Consider the following 17,419-nt stretch of genomic DNA (forward strand, 5'->3'; position numbering starts at 1 on the left):
ACTGCTAGTGCGTGACGGCTCCCTCGGCGCCGGCCCCGGTCAGGGACCGGACCTCCAGCTCCTCGTACGCCGCCACCGCCGCGGGGTCGTTCGAGGTGACCGTGCCGAGCCAGCCGAACAGGAAGCCGGCCGGGATCGAGATGATCCCGGGGTTGCTCAGCGGGAACCACGACCAGTCGTGGCCGGTGAACAGCGCGGTCTCGCTGCCGGAGACCACCGGCGAGGAGGCGACCAGCACCAGCGAGGTGAGCAGTCCGCCGTAGATCGCCCAGGTGGCGCCGCGGGTGTTGAACCGGCGCCAGAACAGGTTGAACAGCAACGACGGCAGGTTCGCCGAGGCGGCGACCGCGAAGGCCAGCGCCACCAGGAACGCGATGTTGAGCTTCTGCGCCGGGATCGCCAGCGCGATGGAGATGCCGCCGATGACGAACGCGGCGATCCGGGCGACCTTCACCTCGTCCTTCTCCGACGCGGTGCCGCGCTTGAAGACGCTGGCGTAGAGGTCGTGCGCCACCGACGACGCCGAGGTCAGCGTCAGGCCGGCGACCACCGCGAGGATGGTCGCGAAGGCGACCGCCGAGATCAGCGCGAGCAGCACCGCGCCGCCGGTCGTCCCGGCTCCGCCGCCGACAGCCTCGGCCAGCAACGGTGAGGCCAGGTTGCCGCCGCTCTTGGCCACGGCGCTCTCCGGGCCGGTGTCGAGCAGGGCCGCGGCACCGAAGCCGAGGACCAGCGTCATCAGGTAGAACAGGCCGATGAGGGTGATCGCCCACAGCACCGAGGTCCGGGCGTCCTTGGCCGTCGGCACCGTGTAGAACCGGATCAGGATGTGCGGCAGGCCGGCGGTGCCGAGCACCAGGGCCAGGGCCAGGCTGATGAAGTCGATCTTGCTGGTCAGGTTCACGCCGTACTTGAGACCCGGGTTGAGGAACGCGTCTCCCTTGCCGGTGTTCTGCGCCGCGGCGCCGAGCAGGTCGGAGATGTTGAAGTTGAACTTCGCCAGCACCAGGACGGTGATCAGGATGGTGCCGGCCATCAGCAGCACGGCCTTGACGATCTGCACCCAGGTGGTGCCCTTCATGCCGCCCACGGTGACGTAGAAGATCATCAGCAGGCCGACGCCCACGATCGTGAAGTTCTTCAGCGACTCGCTCTCCACCCCGAGCAGCAGCGCCACCAGCGAGCCGGCGCCGACCATCTGGGCGAGCAGGTAGAAGACCGAGACCACCACGGTCGAGGTCGCCGCCGCGGTGCGCACCGGGCGCTGACGCATCCGGTAGGCGAGCTGGTCGGCCATCGTGTAGCGGCCGGAGTTGCGCAGCAGCTCGGCGACGAGCAGCAGTGCCACCAGCCAGGCGACCAGGAACCCGATCGAGTACAGGAAGCCGTCGTAGCCGTTGAGCGCGATCGCGCCGGAGATGCCCAGGAACGACGCGGCCGACATGTAGTCGCCGGAGATCGCCATGCCGTTCTGGACGCCGCTGAACGAGCGGCCGCCGGCGTAGAAGTCCGCCGCGCCGCTGGACTGGCGGCTCGCCCAGAAGGTGATGCCGACCGTGATCGCGACGACCACGAGGAACAGCACGGTGGTGAGGTGCTCGGTGCTCATCGGCCGACCTCCGCGTCGTAGCGCCGCTCCAGGGTCCGCGCCAGTGGGTCGAGCGCCTTCGCGGCGTGCCGGGAGTAGAGCCAGGCGATGAGGAACGTCGAGGCGAACTGCAGCAGCCCGAGCACGAGGGCGACGTTGATGTTGCCGACGACCTTGAGGGACATGAAGTCGTTGGCCCAGATCGAGAGGATCACGTAGAGCAGGTACCAGGCGAGGAAGGCGACGGTCCACGGGATCGCGAACGCGCGGTAGGCCTTGCGGAGCCGGTGGAACTCGTCGGTGGCGGCGAGGTCGCGGTAGACCGCGTGCCCCGAGGTCTGGTGCGGTGTCTGGGTGGGTTCGGCCACGGAGGATCACTCCAATCTCGGGCTCCGGCCGGGCGCAGGCGCGCCGGACCGTGGTGAGCTTGTGACGCGAGTCACGCTAGGAGCCCGCGGGACCCGCGGACACGACCGGCGCGCGCCGCTGCGGCCAGCGGAACGACCGTTGCGCCGTGCGGCGCCCCGACGGCGACGAGCGGTCGGCGCCTGCGAGGGCGCAGAGGTCAGCGCGGTGAGGGACCTCGGTCCAGGTCGACGGTCTCCGGGGTGTGCAGCCGCACCATCGTCCGGGCCACGTTGCGGGGCAGCCGGTGCGGGGTGGCGAGCGAGACCAGCGCCATCGTCGCGAAGGCGATCGGCACGGTGGCGGCGGCCGGCTGGGAGACCAGGGCGCCGGCCAGCCCCGCGGGGGTCGCCTCGGCCAGCGTGACCACGACCGCCCCGCCGGACAGGCAGCCGCCGACCAGCAGCCCGGCGATGGCGCCGGCGTCGGTGAGCCGTCGCCACCAGATCCCGAGCACCAGCAGCGGGCAGAACGTCGAGGCGGCGACGGCGAAGGCCAGGCCGACCGCGCGGGCCACCCCGACCCCCTCGGCGAGCACCGCGAGCAGCAGCGGCACCGTCACGGCCACGACGGCCGCGGCCTGGAAGGAGCGCACGCCGCGGAAGGTGCGCCCCATGACGTCCTGGCTCAGCACGCCCGCCACCGCGATCGTCAGGCCGGAGGAGGTGGAGAGGAACGCCGCGAACGCGCCGGCCGTGGTCAGCGCCGAGAGCAGGTCCCCGCCGAGCCCCGGCACCATCCGCGACGGCAGCTCGAGCACCACGGTGTCGGTCGCGCCGCCGGCGATCAGGTCCGGGGCGTAGAGCCTCCCGAGGGCGCCGTACACGGGCGGCAGCACGTAGAACAGCCCGAGCAGCGCGAGCACCACCAGCGTCGTACGACGTGCGGTCCGCCCGTCCGGGTTGGTGTAGAAGCGGACCACCACGTGCGGGAGGCCCATCGTGCCGAGGAAGGTGGCCACGATGATCGAGTAGGTGGTGTAGAGCGGGTAGGCGCTCGCGGAGTCCAGCGGCGAGGCCCACAGGTCGCCGTGCACGCCGTTGGTGACCGTCGTGGCGTCCGCCGGCGAGGTGGCCCCGTCGCCGACCCACACCGAGAGCAGGAACATCGCCGGCACCAGCAGCGCGGTCAGCTTGAGCCAGAACTGGAACGCCTGCACGAACGTGATGCTGCGCATGCCGCCGAAGAACACGTTGACCAGCACGACCACCCCGACGGCGACCCCGCCGACCCAGGGGCGGGTCCCGGCGACCGTGCCCAGCGAGAGGCCGGCACCCTGGAACTGCGGCATCAGGTAGAGCCAGCCGATGGCGACCACGAGCACCGAGGAGATGGTCCGCACCGGGCGGGACTCCAGCCGGGCCTCGGCGAAGTCGGGCAGCGTGTAGGCGCCGGAGCGGCGCAGCGGGGCCGCCACCAGGACCAGCAGCACGAGGTAGCCGGCGGTCCAGCCGACCGGGTACCACAGCATGTCCGCGCCGAAGGCGAGCACCAGCCCGGCCACGCCGAGGAAGGAGGCGGCGGAGAGGTACTCCCCGCCGATCGCGGAGGCGTTGAGGGCCGGGCGCACCGACCGGGAGGCGACGAAGAAGTCGCTGGTGGTGCGCGAGAACCGCCACCCGTAGGCACCGATCCCCAGCGTGGCGACCGCCACCAGCACCACCGCGCTCAGCGCCCAGCCCGAGCCCATGGCTGCCTACTCGCGCTCGACGACGTCGGCGAAGTCCCGCTCGTTGCGCTCCGCGGCCCGGACGTAGAACCAGGCCAGCGCGAACAGGAACGGGTAGACGGCGAACGCCAGCAGCACCCAGGTGACCGGCATCCCCAGCAGCCGGGCGTCAGTCAGCGCCGGCACCGCCCGGAACAGCAGCGGCAGTGCGCCGACGGTGAGCGCGAGCGAGGCCAGGACCAGGGCGGCCAGCCGGCCCTGGGCGCGCAGCAGCGAGGACATGTAGACCTCGCCGAGCTGGGTCTGGGCGTCGATCTCCGAGGTGGCCTTGGACCGGCGCGGGCGCACCGCGTCGGTGCGCGGGCTGGTGACCCGGACCCGGCGCGGCGGGTCGGCCGGCGTCACCGGCCGGTCCCGCCCGGCCGGGCCCGGCGCACCAGCAGGTCGCGCAGCTCGCGGGTGTGCCGGCGGCTGACGACCAGCTCCCGGGTCCCGACCAGCACGCTGCACCGGCCGCCGTCCATCCGGACCTCGACGATGTGCGGCAGCGAGACCAGCAGCGAGCGGTGGATCCGCACGAACCCGGCGGGTCGCCACTGCTCCTCCAGGGTGGTCAGCGGGCTCCGGATCAGGTGGCTGCCGCCGGCGGTGTGGAGCCGCGCGTAGTCGCCGTGCGCCTCGACGTACTGGACCTCCGAGCGGGAGATGAACCGGGTGACCCCGCCGAGCTCGACCGGGATGCTGTCGTCCTCGTCGCGGGACTCGGGCGTGCCGGTCGACTCCACCACCCGGCGGACCGCCTCGGCGAGCCGGTCCTCGCGCACCGGCTTGAGGACGTAGTCGACCGCGTTCAGCTCGAAGGCGTCGACCGCGTGCTCGTCGTGGGCGGTGATGAAGACGACCGGGGGCGGGGTTCGGAACCGCGAGAGCACCTTGGCCAGCTCGAGCCCGGACAGGCCGGGCATCCGGATGTCGGTGAAGACCGCCCCGACCCCGCCGACCTGGAGCACCCGCAGCGCCTCGGCGGCGTTGTCGGTGGTGGTGACCGTGCCGATCCGGGGGTCGCGCTGGAGCAGCCAGGACAGCTCGTCGAGGGCAGGCTGCTCGTCGTCGACGACGAGAACGTCGAGCAGGACGGGATTTCCGGTCACGGGTGGACTCCAGGGGCGTATTTCGGCACTCGAACGATAACCTTCGTCCCGGCCGAGGGGGCGGTCTCCACCACAAGTCCGTAGTCGTCACCGAACGCCGAGCGCAGCCGTGCGTCCACGTTGCCGAGCCCGACCGAGTCGGTCTCGGGGTCCCCGGCGAGCACCCGGCGCACCTTCTCGGGGTCCTCCCCGACCCCGTCGTCCTCCACCGAGATCATCGCCTCGCTGCCGTTGTCCTCGGCGATGATCGAGATCCGGCCGGAGCCGGCCTTCTGCTCCAGCCCGTGGCGTACGGCGTTCTCCACCAGCGGCTGCAGCGACAGGAACGGGACGACCACCGGCAGCACCTCCGGCGCGACCCGCAGGACCACGGTCAGCCGGTCGCCGAACCGGGCCTTCTCCAGCACCAGGTAGCGCTCGATCGAGTTCAGCTCCTCGGCCAGGGTGGTGAACTCGCCGTGCCGCCGGAACGAGTAGCGGGTGAAGTCGGCGAACTCCAGCAGCAGCTCGCGGGCCCGCTCGGGGTCGGTGCGCACGAACGAGGCGATCGCGTTGAGGGAGTTGTAGACGAAGTGCGGGCTGATCTGGGCCCGCAGCGCCCGGACCTCGGCCTCCATCAACCGGGTCCGGGAGGCGTCGAGCTCGGCGAGCTCGAGCTGGCCGGAGACCCAGCCGGCCACCTCCTCCGCGGCCCGGACCAGGGCGGCCGAGGCGGAGGGGACGAACACCTGGAAGGTGCCGATCACCCGCTCCTCCACGGTGAGCGGGGCGACGATCACCTGCCGCAGGGGACAGCCCGGGTGTCCGCAGGGGATCGCGTCGCGCTGCAGCACCACGGTGCCGCCCTCGGCCACCACTCCCTGCGCGAGCGGGCCGGCCTGGTCCTGGTGGTGGTGCTGGCCGCCGTCCCAGGCGAGCAGCCGCTCCCGGTCGGTCAGCGCCACCGCCGGTGAGGCGAGCAGGCTGCGCAGGTGCCGCACGGAGCGCTGGGCGGAGGCCTCGGTCAGCCCGGCTCGCAGCGCCGGGGTGGCCAGCGCGGCGGTGTGCAGGGTGCGGAAGGTCGCCCGGTCCGCCTCGGTGCCGAGGTGTCCGCGGCGCAGCCAGCCGGGCCAGCCCGCCATCTCAGGAGAAGTCGATCAACAGGGAGCCGGAGCCGTCCTCGCGGGGCGGCTCGACCGGCTGGGGGCCACGGTCGGTCCGGCTCCCGCCGGGGCGCGGCGCGGGGGGCTCCTCCAACGCCGGGGCCCGGACCGTCGAGGCGAAGCACCTGGTCAGGTAGGGCAGCAGCATCCCGTCGTGGCCGCGCCCGTAGTCGTCGTAGAAGGCCTGGACCTTCTCCAGCACCCGTTCGCGCTCGGCGGCCGGCTTGACCGCCACCGAGGAGCGGGAGAGCACCAGGTCGCGCAGCCGGCCGGGGTCCAGCGGCTGCCAGAACCGGAACGTCGAGGTCTCCACGAAGCCGAACCACTGCGAGGCGACGAGCAGCTGGGTCGGGTCGGTGTCCTGCTCCTGGGTGTCGAGCAGGGCGCCGAGCCGGCGTACCCAGGGGATCCGCTCGTCGCGCAGGTTCCAGGCCAGCGCGAGCCGGCCGCCGGGACGGAGCACCCGGGCGATCTCGGGCAGCGCCCGCTCCACGTCGAACCAGTGGAAGGCCTGGGCGCTGACCACCACGTCGACGCTGCGCGCCGGCAGCGGGATGGCCTCGGCGGTGGCCACCGCGGTCGGGCAGTCGGGGTGGTGGTCGCGGAGCCGGTGCAGCATCTCCGGGAGCGGGTCGGTGGCGATCACCTCGTGCCCGAGGGCGAGCAGCTCGCCGGTGAGCTTGCCGGTGCCGGCGCCGAGCTCGAGGACCCGCACCGGGTGCGGTCCGGTGAGCCAGCCGGCCGCCTCGCGCGGATAGCTGGGCCGGGCCCGGTCGTAGGCGTCCGCGACCCCGGCGAACGACAGGGCGTGCGCGGAGTGGTCGGGGGTCCCGGAGATCGAGGTCATCGGGCCCGAGGCTACCAACGTCCGGCGCCGCCCCTTGAAGCCGCAGGAGTGACGAGTAATGATGATTACATGATTACTAACGAACAGCTGGAACGGGTGCGGGGCTGGTTCGCCGGCCGCCTGCCCGAGGAGTGGCGGGTCGCGCCGGCCGAGGTCACGGTCGACCGCGACGAGATCACCGTGGTGCTGACCATCGGTGACGTGGACCTGGCGGACGGTACGGCGGCCGCGGAGGTCGAGGAGGCCCGGATCGGCCGGGCCAAGGGGTTCCGGGAGAACACCCGGGAGGCGCGGATGGCGATCGCCCGGGAGGCCGAGCGCCGCTACGAGCGCAAGGTGTCGTGGGGCGTCCGGGTCGGCGAGCACCGGGAGCTCTTCACCCACCTCGCCGCCCCGGTGATGACCCGGCTCCGGCAGCCGCAGCGGCAGGTGCTCGACACCCTGGTCGACGCCGGCGTGGCCAGGTCCCGGTCCGAGGCGCTCGCCTGGTGCGTGCGCCTGGTCGGCCAGCACGAGCAGGACTGGCTGGCCGAGCTGCGCGAGGCGATGACCCACGTCGCCGAGGTGCGCCACAACGGCCCCGCGGCCTGAGGCTCGACGGGCCGGCGCCCGCCCGCCCGCAGCGGCCCGACTACGCTGCGGGCGTGCCTGACATCGACCCGCTGGCCCGGCTCGCCTCGCTCGAGGGGGTCGGCTCCGCGATGGCTGCCACCCGTGACGGCATCGACGCGCTGCTGCGGGACCGCGGTCTGCGCCGCACCCCGCCTGAGACCACCGGGGAGTCCCTGCTCCGCGGGGCCGTGGCCAGCGCCGTGCTCGAGGGGGCACAGGCCACGGTGGACGAGGTCCGCTCCGGGGGCGGAGGACCGGTCGCGCTGGCCGCCGTACGGGTGAGCGCGGAGCTGCTCGGGCTGGCGCCGGTGCTGGCCACCGCGCCGCTGCAGGCGCTGGCCCGGATCCACACGCTGGCCGCCAAGGGGGAGGTGCCCGAGGCCGACCTTGGCCGTCCCCGCGCCGCCGAGGCGGCCGCCCGGCTCCAGGACCTGGCGGCGACGCTGTCGGCGACCACGAGCGCGCCCGCGCTGGTGGTCGCCGCCGTCGCGCACGCCGAGATCGTCACCGCGGCGCCGTTCGTGTCGCACAACGGCATCGTGGCCAGGGCGGCCGAGCGGCTGCTGATCGTCTCCCGCGGGGTCGACGCGACCTCGCTGACGGTGCCCGAGGCCGGCCACCTCGCGCTGCGCCGGGAGTACGAGTCCAACCTGCGTGCCTACCGCGACGGTGGCCGGGCGGGGGTGCAGGCCTGGCTGCTGTACGCCGCCGAGGCCTACGCCAAGGGGGCCGAGGCGAGCCCGCTGGTCGAGCCCCGCTGAGCACACATGCGAACGGCACTCCCGCCTCGAGGAGGTCGGAGTGCCGCCGCTGACACGTGAGACGCCGGCTACCAGGCGTGCACCGAAGATGTTGCCGCGGGAGTCCCGAGGACAACGCCCATAGGAAGGGTAGGTCGCCGCGTGGGTACCAGGCTCACGTGCGGGTTGTTCAGTTGTGCTTCTGTCCTCTTTGTACGCCCGGCGAGGGATGGCCACAAGGGCCAGGGGCAATGGTCTAGTGGGCCCAGGCGGCCGGCTGCCGCGGTGGTCTAGGAGAGGCCGCGGGCGACACGCCGACGGGCGGCGTAGTAGACCGCCCCGCCGACGGCCAACGACGTACCCAGGGCCAGCGCGGCCAGCGTCGGTGCGCTCTGCGGCAGTCGCACCCGGCTCCGCAGGGTGACCGGCCGGGCGAAGACCAGCACCGGCCAACCGCGCTCGAGGGCCTTGCGCCGCAGCTCCCGGTCGGGGTTCACCGCGTGCGGGTGCCCGACCACCTCGAGCATGTGCAGGTCGGTGATCGAGTCGCTGTAGGCGTAGCTGCGGGACAGGTCGTAGCCCTTCTCGCGCGAGAGCTCGCGGACCGCCTCGGCCTTGTTCTCGGCGTAGGCGTAGTAGTCGATCTCGCCGGTGTAGCGGCCCTCGGCGATCCGCATCCGGGTCGCGACCACGCCGTCGGCGCCCAGCATCTCCCCGATCGGCTCCACGACCTCGGTGCCGGAAGCGGACACGATGATCACGTCGTGCCCGGCGAGCTGGTGCTCCTCGATCAGGGAGACCGCCTCGTCGTAGACCAGCGGGTCGACGATGTTGTGCAAGGTGTCGGCGACGATGTCGCGGACCGTCTGCACGTCCCACCCGGCGCACATGTCGGAGAGGAACTGGCGCATCTTCTCCATCTGGTCGTGGTCCGCCCCGCCCACCAGGTAGACGAACTGGGCGTACGCGCTGCGCAGCACCGCGCGCCGCGAGATCAGCCCGCCGGCCTGGAAGGGGCGGGAGAACGCCAGCGTGCTCGACTTGGCGATGATCGTCTTGTCCAGGTCGAAGAAGGCAGCGGGGCGGCCGGTGGCGCGCTCGACACCGTCGGACATTAGGGGCCGCCTCTCCTGGTTCGGGCACCAGCATAGGAGGGCGACATCGGGTAAAGGACGCGCTACCATCGAAGTGGCCCTTGTGGCCCGCTTTCTCGGGAGCGACATCCTGTGCGGATCCCAGCGGCATTCCCCCCAGCCGCTGGATGGGTCCGGCTCATCCCCCCGAGCCCGGACCTGGCGGCCTCCGGTCATCCCCCGGCCGGGGGCCGCACCCCCTCTCTCTCGATTTGCCGGTGCCGGTCGTCCCGCCGCCGCTGCCGGTCGCCGCTGCCCGCCGCCGGTGCCGACCGGATTCCGTCCACAGCCGGGCCCGGACCCGGACTCGTCCACAGCCTGCGCCCGGGTGCGGGCGCAGGCGGGGCCGGCGCCAGCAGGCTGGCGGCCATGTCCACCTCGTCGAGCATGTCGCACCGTCCGGTCCCGTCCGCGGCGAACCGGACCGGGCCGTCCGGGCCGCCCGGGCCGGTCGGGATCAGGCCCCTGCTGGCCACCTGCGACGAGGAGCTGCTCGGCGACGTGCTGCGCCTGGCGGCCGCCGCCGGGGTCCAGCTCGACGTCGCGCACGACCCCGGGTCGGCGGCCCGGGCCTGGGCCGGCGCGCCGGTGGTGCTGGTCGGCGCGGACCAGGCGGCCACCCTGGGGGAGCGCCGCCCGGCCCGCAGGGACGCCGTCCACGTCGTCGGTCGTGGCCCGGTCGACGACCCGGTCTTCCGCAGCGCCCTCGCCCTCGGCGCCCGTGAGGTGCTCGAGCTGCCGGACGCCGACGCCTGGCTGGTCGAGCTGCTCGCCGACGCCGCGGACGGCGGCCGGACGGTGGCGCCGACCCTCGGCGTCGTCGCCGGCTCCGGCGGCGCCGGGGCGAGCACGTTCGCAGCCGCCCTGGCCCTGGGGGCGGCCCGGGCCGCCCCCGCCCTGCTGCTCGACCTCGACCCGTGGGGGCCGGGCCTCGACCAGCTGGTCGGCTTCGAGGAGCTGCCCGGGGTGCGCTGGGACGGACTGGTCGGCGCCGAGGGCCGGCTGGGCTCCCGGTCGCTGCGGGCGGCGCTGCCGCAGCGCGACGGGCTGGCGGTGCTCGCCTGGGGGCCGGCCGGAGCCGGGACCACGAGCCTGCCGACGGCCGGTGTCGCGGTCGAGGTGCTCTCGGCCGCCCAGCGCGGAAGCGACGTCGTGGTCGTGGACCTGCCCCGGGCGCTGGACCAGGTCGCCACCGAGACCGCTGCCCGGTGTGACGTGGTGGTGCTCGTCTGCGAGTCCTCGGTGCCCTCGGTCGCCGCCGCCGGCAAGGTGGCGGCCCACCTGCGGAGGGCGCACTCCGAGATCGGCCTGGTGGTGCGCACCACGGCGACCAGCCTGGGTCCGGACCAGGTGGCCGAGGCGCTCGACCTGCCGCTGCTGGCGCACTACCCGACCCGGCGGCGGGTGGCCGAGCAGGTGGACCTCGGGCTCGGGCCGGTGCGCAGCCCCCGCTCACCGTTGGCCCGAGCCGCCCGCGAGGTGCTCGCCGGCCTGCTCGACGACAGCGGACGGCGACGGCCATGACCTCCCTGCTGCGCTCACGGGTCCAGCCCGAGGTCGTCGAGGCGGTCCGGGAGCAGCTCGCCCGGCTCGGTGCGGAGGTCACCCCCGACCTGGTGGCACGGGCGCTGCGCGACCAGGGCCGGCCGGTCGGCGACGCCACCGTCCTCGCCGTCCACGACCTGCTCCAGGAGGACGTCCGCGGCGCCGGGCCGCTCGAGCCGTTGCTGCGCCGGCCGGGGGTGACCGACGTGCTGGTCAACGGACCCGGCGCGGTGTACGTCGACCGCGGGGCCGGCCTGGAGCTGACGGAAGTGCGCTTCCCCGACGACGACGCCGTGCGCCGGCTGGCCCAGCGGCTCGCGGGCGCGGCCGGTCGCCGCCTGGACGACGCGACCCCGCACGTCGACCTCCGGCTGCCCGACGGCACCCGCTTCCACGCGGTCCTCGCCCCGCTGGCCCGGCCCGGGACGAGCATCTCGCTGCGGGTCCCGCGGGGCCGGGCATTCACGCTCGCGGAGCTGGTGGCCGCGGGCACGCTGCACCGGTCCGGCGCGGAGCTGCTCGGCCAGGTCGTCGCCGCCCGGCTCGCCTTCCTGGTCAGCGGCGGCACCGGGTCCGGCAAGACCACGCTGCTCTGCGCTCTGCTCGGTCTGGTGGACCCGGGGCACCGTCTGGTGGTGGTCGAGGATGCCAGCGAGCTGCGCCCCGACCACCCGCACGTGGTCGGCCTGGAGACGCGGCCGGCCAACGTCGAGGGGGCCGGCGAGATCCCGATGCGTGTGCTGGTGCGCCAGGCCCTGCGGATGCGGCCGGACCGGCTGGTCGTCGGTGAGGTCCGTGGCGAGGAGGTGACCGACCTGCTCGCCGCGCTGAACACCGGTCACGAGGGCGGCTGCGGGACGTTGCACGCCAACTCCGCCGCCGACGTGCCGGCGCGCATCGAGGCGCTGGCGATGGCCGCCGGGCTGCCGCAGGCCGCGGTGCACAGCCAGCTCGCCTCCGCGCTCGACGTGGTCGTGCACCTGGGCCGCGACCCCGACGGGCACCGCCGGGTCGCGGAGCTCGGCTGCCTGGAGCGGGGCCCCGACGGCCTGGTGCGGGTGGTGCCGGCGGTCCGCTTCCCCCGGGAGGGTCCTCCCGAGGAGCTGGCCGCCGCCGGCGCCCTGGGCGCGCTGCTGGCGGATCGGCTGCGCCGATGAGCGCCGGTGCCGCGGCGTTGGTGGGCGTCCTGGCCGGCACCGCCCTCCTGCTCGGCAGCGGACCGGGACGGGTCCGGCTGCCGCGGCCCGCAGGCGCGCGTCGGTCGAGCACGGGAGCGCACCGGGCCGCCGGGGTCGCGGTGCTCTCGTCCGTGGCCGCCGGGCTCGTGCTCTTCCTGGACGGCACCACCCTGGCGCTGGCCGTGATCGTCCTGCTCTGCTCCGTCGCCGCCGCGCTGACCTGGCGCCGCGGCCGCGAGCAGGTCCGCTGCCGGCAGCGCCGCGCCAAGGTCGTCGAGGTCAGCGAGGCCCTGGTCGGTGAGCTGCGCGCCGGGCAGCCTGTGATCGGGGCGCTGGACAGGTGCTGCGGTGTCTGGCCGCCGTTCGCGACGGTGGCGGCCGCGGCCCGGTTGGGGGCCGACGTGCCGGCGGCCATGAGACGCGCCGCAGAGCTGCCCGGGGCCGAGGGGCTGGGTCGGCTGGCCTCCGCCTGGCAGGTCTCCCAGCGCACCGGCTGCCCGCTGGCCGGGGTGGTCGACCAGGTGGCCGTCTCGGCGCGCGCCGAGCTGGCGGCGGCCCGGCTGGTCCGCGCCGAGCTGGCCTCGGCCCAGGCGACCGCCCGGCTGGTGGCGCTGCTGCCGCTGGGCACGTTGGCGATGTCGGCCGGTATCGGCGGCGACCCCTGGGGCTTCCTGCTCGGGCACCCGGTCGGGCTGTCCTGCCTGGCAGCGGGGACCGCCCTGGTCTTCGCCGGGCTCTGGTGGATCGACCGCATCGCCGCGTCGGTGACCCGGCCGTGAGCGCTGCCGCCTGGTGCGCCGGCCTGCTGACGGCGCTCGCGGTGCTCGGCGCGCTGCGACCGCCCCGGCGGCTGCCGGGTCGGGGTGCGCCGGTCCCGGCCGCCGGCGGGGGACCGGGCGGGCCACCGGCCGACCTGCCGAGCGGCACCGACGGCACCGCCTGGATGCGCGCGGCGGTGGGCCTCTCGGGCGCTCTCGTCGCCGGCCTCTTCGTCGGCGGCGGGCTGGCGCTTCCCGCGGCCCTGGTCGCGGGAGTCGGGTGCTGGGTGGCGGTCGGCCGGATGGAGCCGCCCGCGCGGCGCCGGCACCGGGAGCGGCTCGAGGCCGACCTTCCGCACGCCGTCGACCTCCTGGCCGCCTGCCTGGTCGGTGGGCAGTCGCCCGGGATGGCGGTGGGGCACGTCGCCGCAGCGCTCGACGGCCCGGTGGCCGGCGAGCTCGCCGTGGTCGCGGCGCGGCTGCGGCTCGGGGTCGACCCGGTCACGGTGTGGCGCGACGTGGCCTGGCATCCGCAGCTCGGCCCGCTCGGCCGCTCGGTGGCCCGGGCTCTGGACAGCGGCGCGTCGGTGGCCGAGGCGATGGGCCGGCTGGCCGACGACCTGCGCCGCGACGCGCGGGCCCGCGTCGAGGGCAGGGCCAGGGCGGTCGGGGTCAAGGCGGCGTTGCCGCTCGGCGTGTGCCTGCTGCCGGCCTTCGTGCTCACCGGGGTGGTGCCGCTGGTCGCCGGGTCGGTGAGCGGGCTGCTGCACCCCTGACCCAGGCCTTCCGGGGAGCCGGATCTGCTCCACATCCGGGGCCCCGGCCGCACGGTCCCCAGTCGACGGATCGGTCGGTCGCCGGCAGGCCCGGAACGGCGAGAGTCGTCGGGTCAACGCACCCACAGCCCGGCCCAGCCGGCCGGCGCCTTCTTCAGGAGGTCCCCATGACCGCATCACCCGTTGCCCGCCTGCGCGCGCAGCGCGGAGTCGCCTCGGCGGAGTACGCCGTCGCGACCGCTGCCGGCTGCGGCTTCGCCGCCGTGCTCATCAAGCTGCTCACCAGCGACTGGGGCCAGGCCCTGCTCAAGACCCTGTTCGACCTCGTCCTGAAGATGATCGGGATCTGAGCGTGCCGCGAGGGTCGACCCGGGGGGCGCGCAGCACCGTGCTGCGCGCCCCCGCGTCCCGCGAGCGGGGAGCCGCGAGCGCCGAAGCCGTGATGGTGCTGCCGGTGCTGGTGGCCGTGACGCTCGGACTGGTGTGGCTGCTCGCCCTGGCCGCGACCCAGGCCCGGGTCGTGGACGCGGCCCGGGAGGTGGCCCGGGCGCTGGCGCGCGACGAGCCCCGCGGCGCCGCCCTCGAGCTCGGTCGTCGGATCGCGCCGGAGGGCTCGCAGTTCCTCGTGGAGCAGAGCGGGTCGACCGTGCAGGTGCGGGTCACCTCGTCGGTGCGCGGTCCCGGTGGGCTGTTCGGCTTCGTGCCCCGGGTCGACGTCGACGCCGAGGCAGTCGCGGCCCGGGAGCCCCGATGACCCGGCGCTGTCGTCGGGGTCTCCCCGTGCGGGCCGGGCGTGCCGACGAGCGGGGCACCGCGACGGTCCTCGCGCTCCCCATGCTGGGCGCACTCCTGCTGGTCGCCGTGCTGCTCTCGGTGCTCGGCGGTCTCGTCGTCGCCCAGCGCCGGGCCCAGTCAGCCGCCGACCTGGCGGCGCTCGCCGGCGCCGTGTCGGTGCAGCGCGGTCAGGACGCCTGTGCGGCGGTGGCCGCGCTCGTGCGACGCAACGACGCCGAGCTGCGCTCCTGCACGGTGGCCGGGAGGGAGGTGCAGGTCGTGGTCGCTCTGACGGTGGAAGCGCCGGCCGGGCGCCGCCTGCGGGTCGACGCCGACGCCCGGGCCGGGCCGGTGGACGCCGTCCCGGCCCTCACCGCGGTCCCGTGATCAGAGGCGCTCGGTGCTGTCGCCGGGCTGACGTTGCTCGGCGACCCGGTCGTTCTCGACCGCGCGCTTCTCCGACTCCTGCCGCTGCACCGTCTTCGAGAGCCGGTTCAGCTCCTTGCGGTCGCGACGCCGCTGGCGCGCGCGCAGCAGACCGGTGCGCATCACCGAGAAGCCGAGCACCAGGAGCAGGGTGGCGGCCGCGCCGAGCAGGAACACCGCGAGCGTGCTGAGCTCGGCGTTGACGACGCCCACGTCGAGCTGGGCGGTGTCGTTTGCTCCGCCGAGCGCCACCCCGAACACTCCGACCGCGAGCAGCACCAGGATCAGTCCGAGCACGAACATGGGTGGTTCCTTCCGTCGGGACGGCCAGAGACCGCCGCTACCGCCAGCGTAGGTCAGCGGCAGAGCAGGACGTCGAGCAGCGCCACGGCGACGTGCTTGTCCAGCGGGTTGTTCTGGTTCCCACATTTCGGGGACTGCACACACGAGGGGCAGCCGGCGTCGCAGCGGCAGGAGGCGATCGCGTCCCGGGTGGCGGTGAGCCAGGGGCGGGCCGCGTGGAAACCCCGCTCGGCGAAGCCGGCGCCGCCGGGGTGGCCGTCGTAGACGAACACCGTGAGCTGCCCGGTGTCGGCGTGCAGCGCCGTCGACACCCCGCCGATGTCCCACCGGTCGCAGGTCGCGAACAGCGGCAGCAGGCCGATCGCCGCGTGCTCGGCGGCGTGCGCGGCCCCGGGGAGGTCGCGGGTGGCGAGGCCGGCCGCCTCGAGGGCCGCCGCGGGCAGCGTCCACCACACCGCACGGGTGTCCAGCACCCGTTCGGGAAGGTCCAGCGGCTCCTCGCCGAGCACCTCCCCGGAGGGCAGCCGCCGCCGGAGGAAGGAGACCACCTGGTGGGTCACCCGGACGCTCCCGTAGCTGACCCGGGCCGGTCCCCAGCCGACGTGCAGCTCCTCGGCGCTGATCTCGATGTCGGTGATCTCGCGCGCCGAGGTCGAGTAGTCGGGGTCGGACCGGGCCACCACCGCGACGTTCTCGTCGAGGTCGAGCGTGCCCACCAGGTAGGTCTCGCCCTGGTGCAGGTAGACCGCGCCGGCGTGCACCGTCCCGTGGGCCGAGGACTGGTCGACGGTGCCGAGCATCCGGCCGGTCGCCTCCTCGACGAGCCGCACCGGGCTGCCTCCGGACGAGCGGATGTCGGCGAGGTCGCTGGCGCGCCTGCGGTCGGTCCAGAACCAGCCGCGGGGCCGCCGCCGCAGCAGCCCCGCCGCGGTCAGCGCCTCCACCCCGGCCTGCGCGCCCGGGCCGAACAGCTCGAGGTCGGCGGTCGTGAGCGGGATCTCCTCGGCGGCGGCGCACAGGTGCGGGCCCAGGACGTAGGGGTTGTCGGGGTCGAAGACGTTGGCCTCGACCGGCGGCCCGATCAGCATCTCCGGATGCGTCACCAGGTAGGTGTCGAGCGGGTCGTCGCGGGCGACCAGCACCCCCAGCGCGTCCTGGCCGCCACGGCCGGCCCGGCCCACCTGCTGCCAGAGGGCGGCCCGGGTGCCCGGGAACCCGGCCATCAGCACCGCGTCGAGACCGGCCACGTCGATGCCGAGCTCCAGCGCGTTGGTGGCGGCCACGCCCAGCAGCGTCCCGTCGCGCAGCGAGCGCTCCAGCTCGCGCCGGTCCTCGGGGAGGTAGCCGCCCCGGTAGGCGGCCACCCGGTCAGCCAGGCCCGGCCCCACCTCGTCGAGCAGCCGCCGCGTCGTCATCGCGACCGACTCCGCACCACGGCGCGACCGGACGAAGGCGAGGGTGCGCACCTGCTCGACGACCAGGTCGGTGAGCAGGTCGGCGACCTCGGCGGTGGCCGAGCGGCGCACCGGCGCGCCGTTCTCGCCGGCGTAGGCGGTGAACGGCGGCTCCCACAGGGCCAGCGCCACCTGGCCCCGGGCGGACCCGTCGTCGGTGACCGCGCTGACCTCGAGCCCGGTGAGCCGGGCTCCCGACACCTCCGGCTCGGCGACGGTGGCCGAGGCCAGCAGGAAGGTCGGCGAGGCGCCGTACGCCGCGCACACCCGGCGCAGCCGGCGCAGGATCTGGGCGACGTGGGCGCCGAACACGCCGCGGTAGTGGTGGCACTCGTCGACGACGACGTAGCGCAGCGAGCCGAAGAACCGCGCCCACCGCGCATGGCCCGGCAGCAGCGACCGGTGCAGCATGTCGGGATTGGTCAGGACGTACTCCGCGTGGTCGCGGGCGAACTCCCGCTGCTCGCGTGGCGAGTCCCCGTCGTGGGTGGTGGCCGCCAGCCCCGGGACGCCCAGGCTGTGCAGGGAGCTCAGCTGGTCCTGGGCGAGGGCCTTGGTGGGGGAGAGGTAGAGCACCGTGGCGCCCCGCCGCCCGCCCGGACCCCGGGCCTCGAGGACCTCGGTCAGCGCCGGCATCAGGTAGCCCAACGACTTGCCCGAAGCGGTGCCGGTGGCCTGCACCACGTGCCGCCCGGCCCGGGCCAGCTCGGCGGCCTGGACCTGGTGGCTCCAGGGCAGCTCGATGCCGCGTGCCTGCCAGGCGGTGACCAGCTCGGGGGGCAGCCACTGCGGCCAGTCCGTCCGTCGTCCCGGGCGCGCCGGCAGCACCTCCAGGTGGGTCAACCGCTCGTCGTGGCCGCCGCGGGCAGCCAGCCGACGCACCAGCCCGGGCGCGTCGAGGACGGGGGTGGGGCTCAC

At 74.8% G+C, this 17,419-nt stretch carries 19 protein-coding genes; 9 read left to right on the forward strand and 10 right to left on the reverse strand.

Annotated elements, in window-relative coordinates:
• Nucleotides 1-4: 4 nt before the first annotated feature.
• The 7 genes from H9L09_RS10350 to H9L09_RS10380 form a co-directional block, all read right to left on the reverse strand.
• On the reverse strand, nucleotides 5-1,609 hold the full coding sequence (locus tag H9L09_RS10350; RefSeq protein WP_187580498.1) for a solute symporter family protein: 1,605 nt from the start codon (nucleotides 1,607-1,609) through the stop codon (nucleotides 5-7).
• Nucleotides 1,606-1,956 (reverse strand): DUF485 domain-containing protein, encoded by a 351-nt coding sequence (locus H9L09_RS10355; protein WP_187580499.1) that lies wholly within the window; start codon nucleotides 1,954-1,956, stop codon nucleotides 1,606-1,608. The genes H9L09_RS10350 and H9L09_RS10355 overlap by 4 nt, the downstream gene beginning before the upstream one ends.
• A gap of 197 nt (nucleotides 1,957-2,153) precedes the next feature.
• On the reverse strand, nucleotides 2,154-3,683 hold the full coding sequence (locus H9L09_RS10360) for a sodium/solute symporter (RefSeq protein ID WP_187580500.1): 1,530 nt from the start codon (nucleotides 3,681-3,683) through the stop codon (nucleotides 2,154-2,156).
• 6 nt (nucleotides 3,684-3,689) lie between these two features.
• Nucleotides 3,690-4,067: a hypothetical protein gene (locus H9L09_RS10365; protein WP_187580501.1), complete on the reverse strand. Its 378-nt coding sequence runs from the start codon at nucleotides 4,065-4,067 to the stop codon at nucleotides 3,690-3,692.
• Nucleotides 4,064-4,813: a LytR/AlgR family response regulator transcription factor gene (locus H9L09_RS10370; RefSeq protein WP_187580502.1), complete on the reverse strand. Its 750-nt coding sequence runs from the start codon at nucleotides 4,811-4,813 to the stop codon at nucleotides 4,064-4,066. Before H9L09_RS10370 ends, H9L09_RS10365 begins: the two co-directional genes overlap by 4 nt.
• Nucleotides 4,810-5,934, reverse strand: coding sequence for a sensor histidine kinase (locus tag H9L09_RS10375; RefSeq protein ID WP_187580503.1), 1,125 nt, complete (start codon nucleotides 5,932-5,934; stop codon nucleotides 4,810-4,812). The genes H9L09_RS10370 and H9L09_RS10375 overlap by 4 nt, the downstream gene beginning before the upstream one ends.
• Nucleotide 5,935: 1 nt before the next feature.
• Nucleotides 5,936-6,802 carry a class I SAM-dependent methyltransferase gene (locus H9L09_RS10380; protein ID WP_187580504.1) on the reverse strand — a complete coding sequence of 289 codons (867 nt, stop codon included), beginning with the start codon at nucleotides 6,800-6,802 and terminating at the stop codon, nucleotides 5,936-5,938.
• 69 nt (nucleotides 6,803-6,871) lie between these two features.
• On the opposite strand from H9L09_RS10380, the gene H9L09_RS10385 reads away from it, so the two are divergent.
• The gene (locus H9L09_RS10385) at nucleotides 6,872-7,393 is read left to right on the forward strand and encodes a hypothetical protein (RefSeq protein ID WP_187580505.1); all 522 of its coding nucleotides are present in this window, start codon (nucleotides 6,872-6,874) and stop codon (nucleotides 7,391-7,393) included.
• A 53-nt stretch (nucleotides 7,394-7,446) separates the two neighbouring features.
• Complete coding sequence (locus H9L09_RS10390; protein ID WP_187580506.1) at nucleotides 7,447-8,175, forward strand: Fic family protein; 729 nt, start codon at nucleotides 7,447-7,449, stop codon at nucleotides 8,173-8,175.
• A gap of 269 nt (nucleotides 8,176-8,444) precedes the next feature.
• On the opposite strand, the gene H9L09_RS10395 is transcribed toward H9L09_RS10390, so the two are convergent.
• Entirely contained in the window at nucleotides 8,445-9,269 is an 825-nt protein-coding gene (locus H9L09_RS10395; RefSeq protein WP_187580507.1) for an HAD family hydrolase, read from the reverse strand.
• Nucleotides 9,270-9,656: 387 nt separating this feature from the next.
• Between H9L09_RS10395 and ssd the strand changes: the two genes are divergently transcribed.
• The 7 genes from ssd to H9L09_RS10430 all read left to right on the forward strand — a co-directional run bounded on the left by ssd (nucleotide 9,657) and on the right by H9L09_RS10430 (nucleotide 14,705).
• Nucleotides 9,657-10,811, forward strand: coding sequence for a septum site-determining protein Ssd (ssd, locus tag H9L09_RS10400; RefSeq protein WP_246456405.1), 1,155 nt, complete (start codon nucleotides 9,657-9,659; stop codon nucleotides 10,809-10,811).
• The gene (locus H9L09_RS10405) at nucleotides 10,808-11,989 is read left to right on the forward strand and encodes a TadA family conjugal transfer-associated ATPase (RefSeq protein WP_187580508.1); all 1,182 of its coding nucleotides are present in this window, start codon (nucleotides 10,808-10,810) and stop codon (nucleotides 11,987-11,989) included. Before ssd ends, H9L09_RS10405 begins: the two co-directional genes overlap by 4 nt.
• A complete protein-coding gene (locus tag H9L09_RS10410; RefSeq protein WP_187580509.1) occupies nucleotides 11,986-12,789 on the forward strand; it encodes a type II secretion system F family protein in 804 nt (267 codons plus the stop codon). Before H9L09_RS10405 ends, H9L09_RS10410 begins: the two co-directional genes overlap by 4 nt.
• Nucleotides 12,786-13,544, forward strand: coding sequence for a type II secretion system F family protein (locus H9L09_RS10415; RefSeq protein ID WP_187580510.1), 759 nt, complete (start codon nucleotides 12,786-12,788; stop codon nucleotides 13,542-13,544). Before H9L09_RS10410 ends, H9L09_RS10415 begins: the two co-directional genes overlap by 4 nt.
• 167 nt (nucleotides 13,545-13,711) lie before the next feature.
• Nucleotides 13,712-13,894, forward strand: a complete 183-nt coding sequence (locus tag H9L09_RS10420) for a DUF4244 domain-containing protein (RefSeq protein ID WP_187580511.1) — start codon at nucleotides 13,712-13,714, stop codon at nucleotides 13,892-13,894.
• Between the two features lie 2 nt (nucleotides 13,895-13,896).
• Nucleotides 13,897-14,298, forward strand: coding sequence for a TadE family protein (locus tag H9L09_RS10425; RefSeq protein WP_246456406.1), 402 nt, complete (start codon nucleotides 13,897-13,899; stop codon nucleotides 14,296-14,298).
• An 80-nt stretch (nucleotides 14,299-14,378) separates the two neighbouring features.
• Complete coding sequence (locus H9L09_RS10430; RefSeq protein WP_187580512.1) at nucleotides 14,379-14,705, forward strand: Rv3654c family TadE-like protein; 327 nt, start codon at nucleotides 14,379-14,381, stop codon at nucleotides 14,703-14,705.
• On the opposite strand, the gene H9L09_RS10435 is transcribed toward H9L09_RS10430, so the two are convergent.
• The gene (locus tag H9L09_RS10435) at nucleotides 14,706-15,047 is read right to left on the reverse strand and encodes a hypothetical protein (protein WP_187580513.1); all 342 of its coding nucleotides are present in this window, start codon (nucleotides 15,045-15,047) and stop codon (nucleotides 14,706-14,708) included.
• A gap of 53 nt (nucleotides 15,048-15,100) precedes the next feature.
• Nucleotides 15,101-17,419: a DEAD/DEAH box helicase gene (locus tag H9L09_RS10440; RefSeq protein WP_223164288.1), complete on the reverse strand. Its 2,319-nt coding sequence runs from the start codon at nucleotides 17,417-17,419 to the stop codon at nucleotides 15,101-15,103.

Source organism: Nocardioides mesophilus, assembly GCF_014395785.1.
GTDB classification, from domain to species: domain Bacteria; phylum Actinomycetota; class Actinomycetes; order Propionibacteriales; family Nocardioidaceae; genus Nocardioides_B; species Nocardioides_B mesophilus.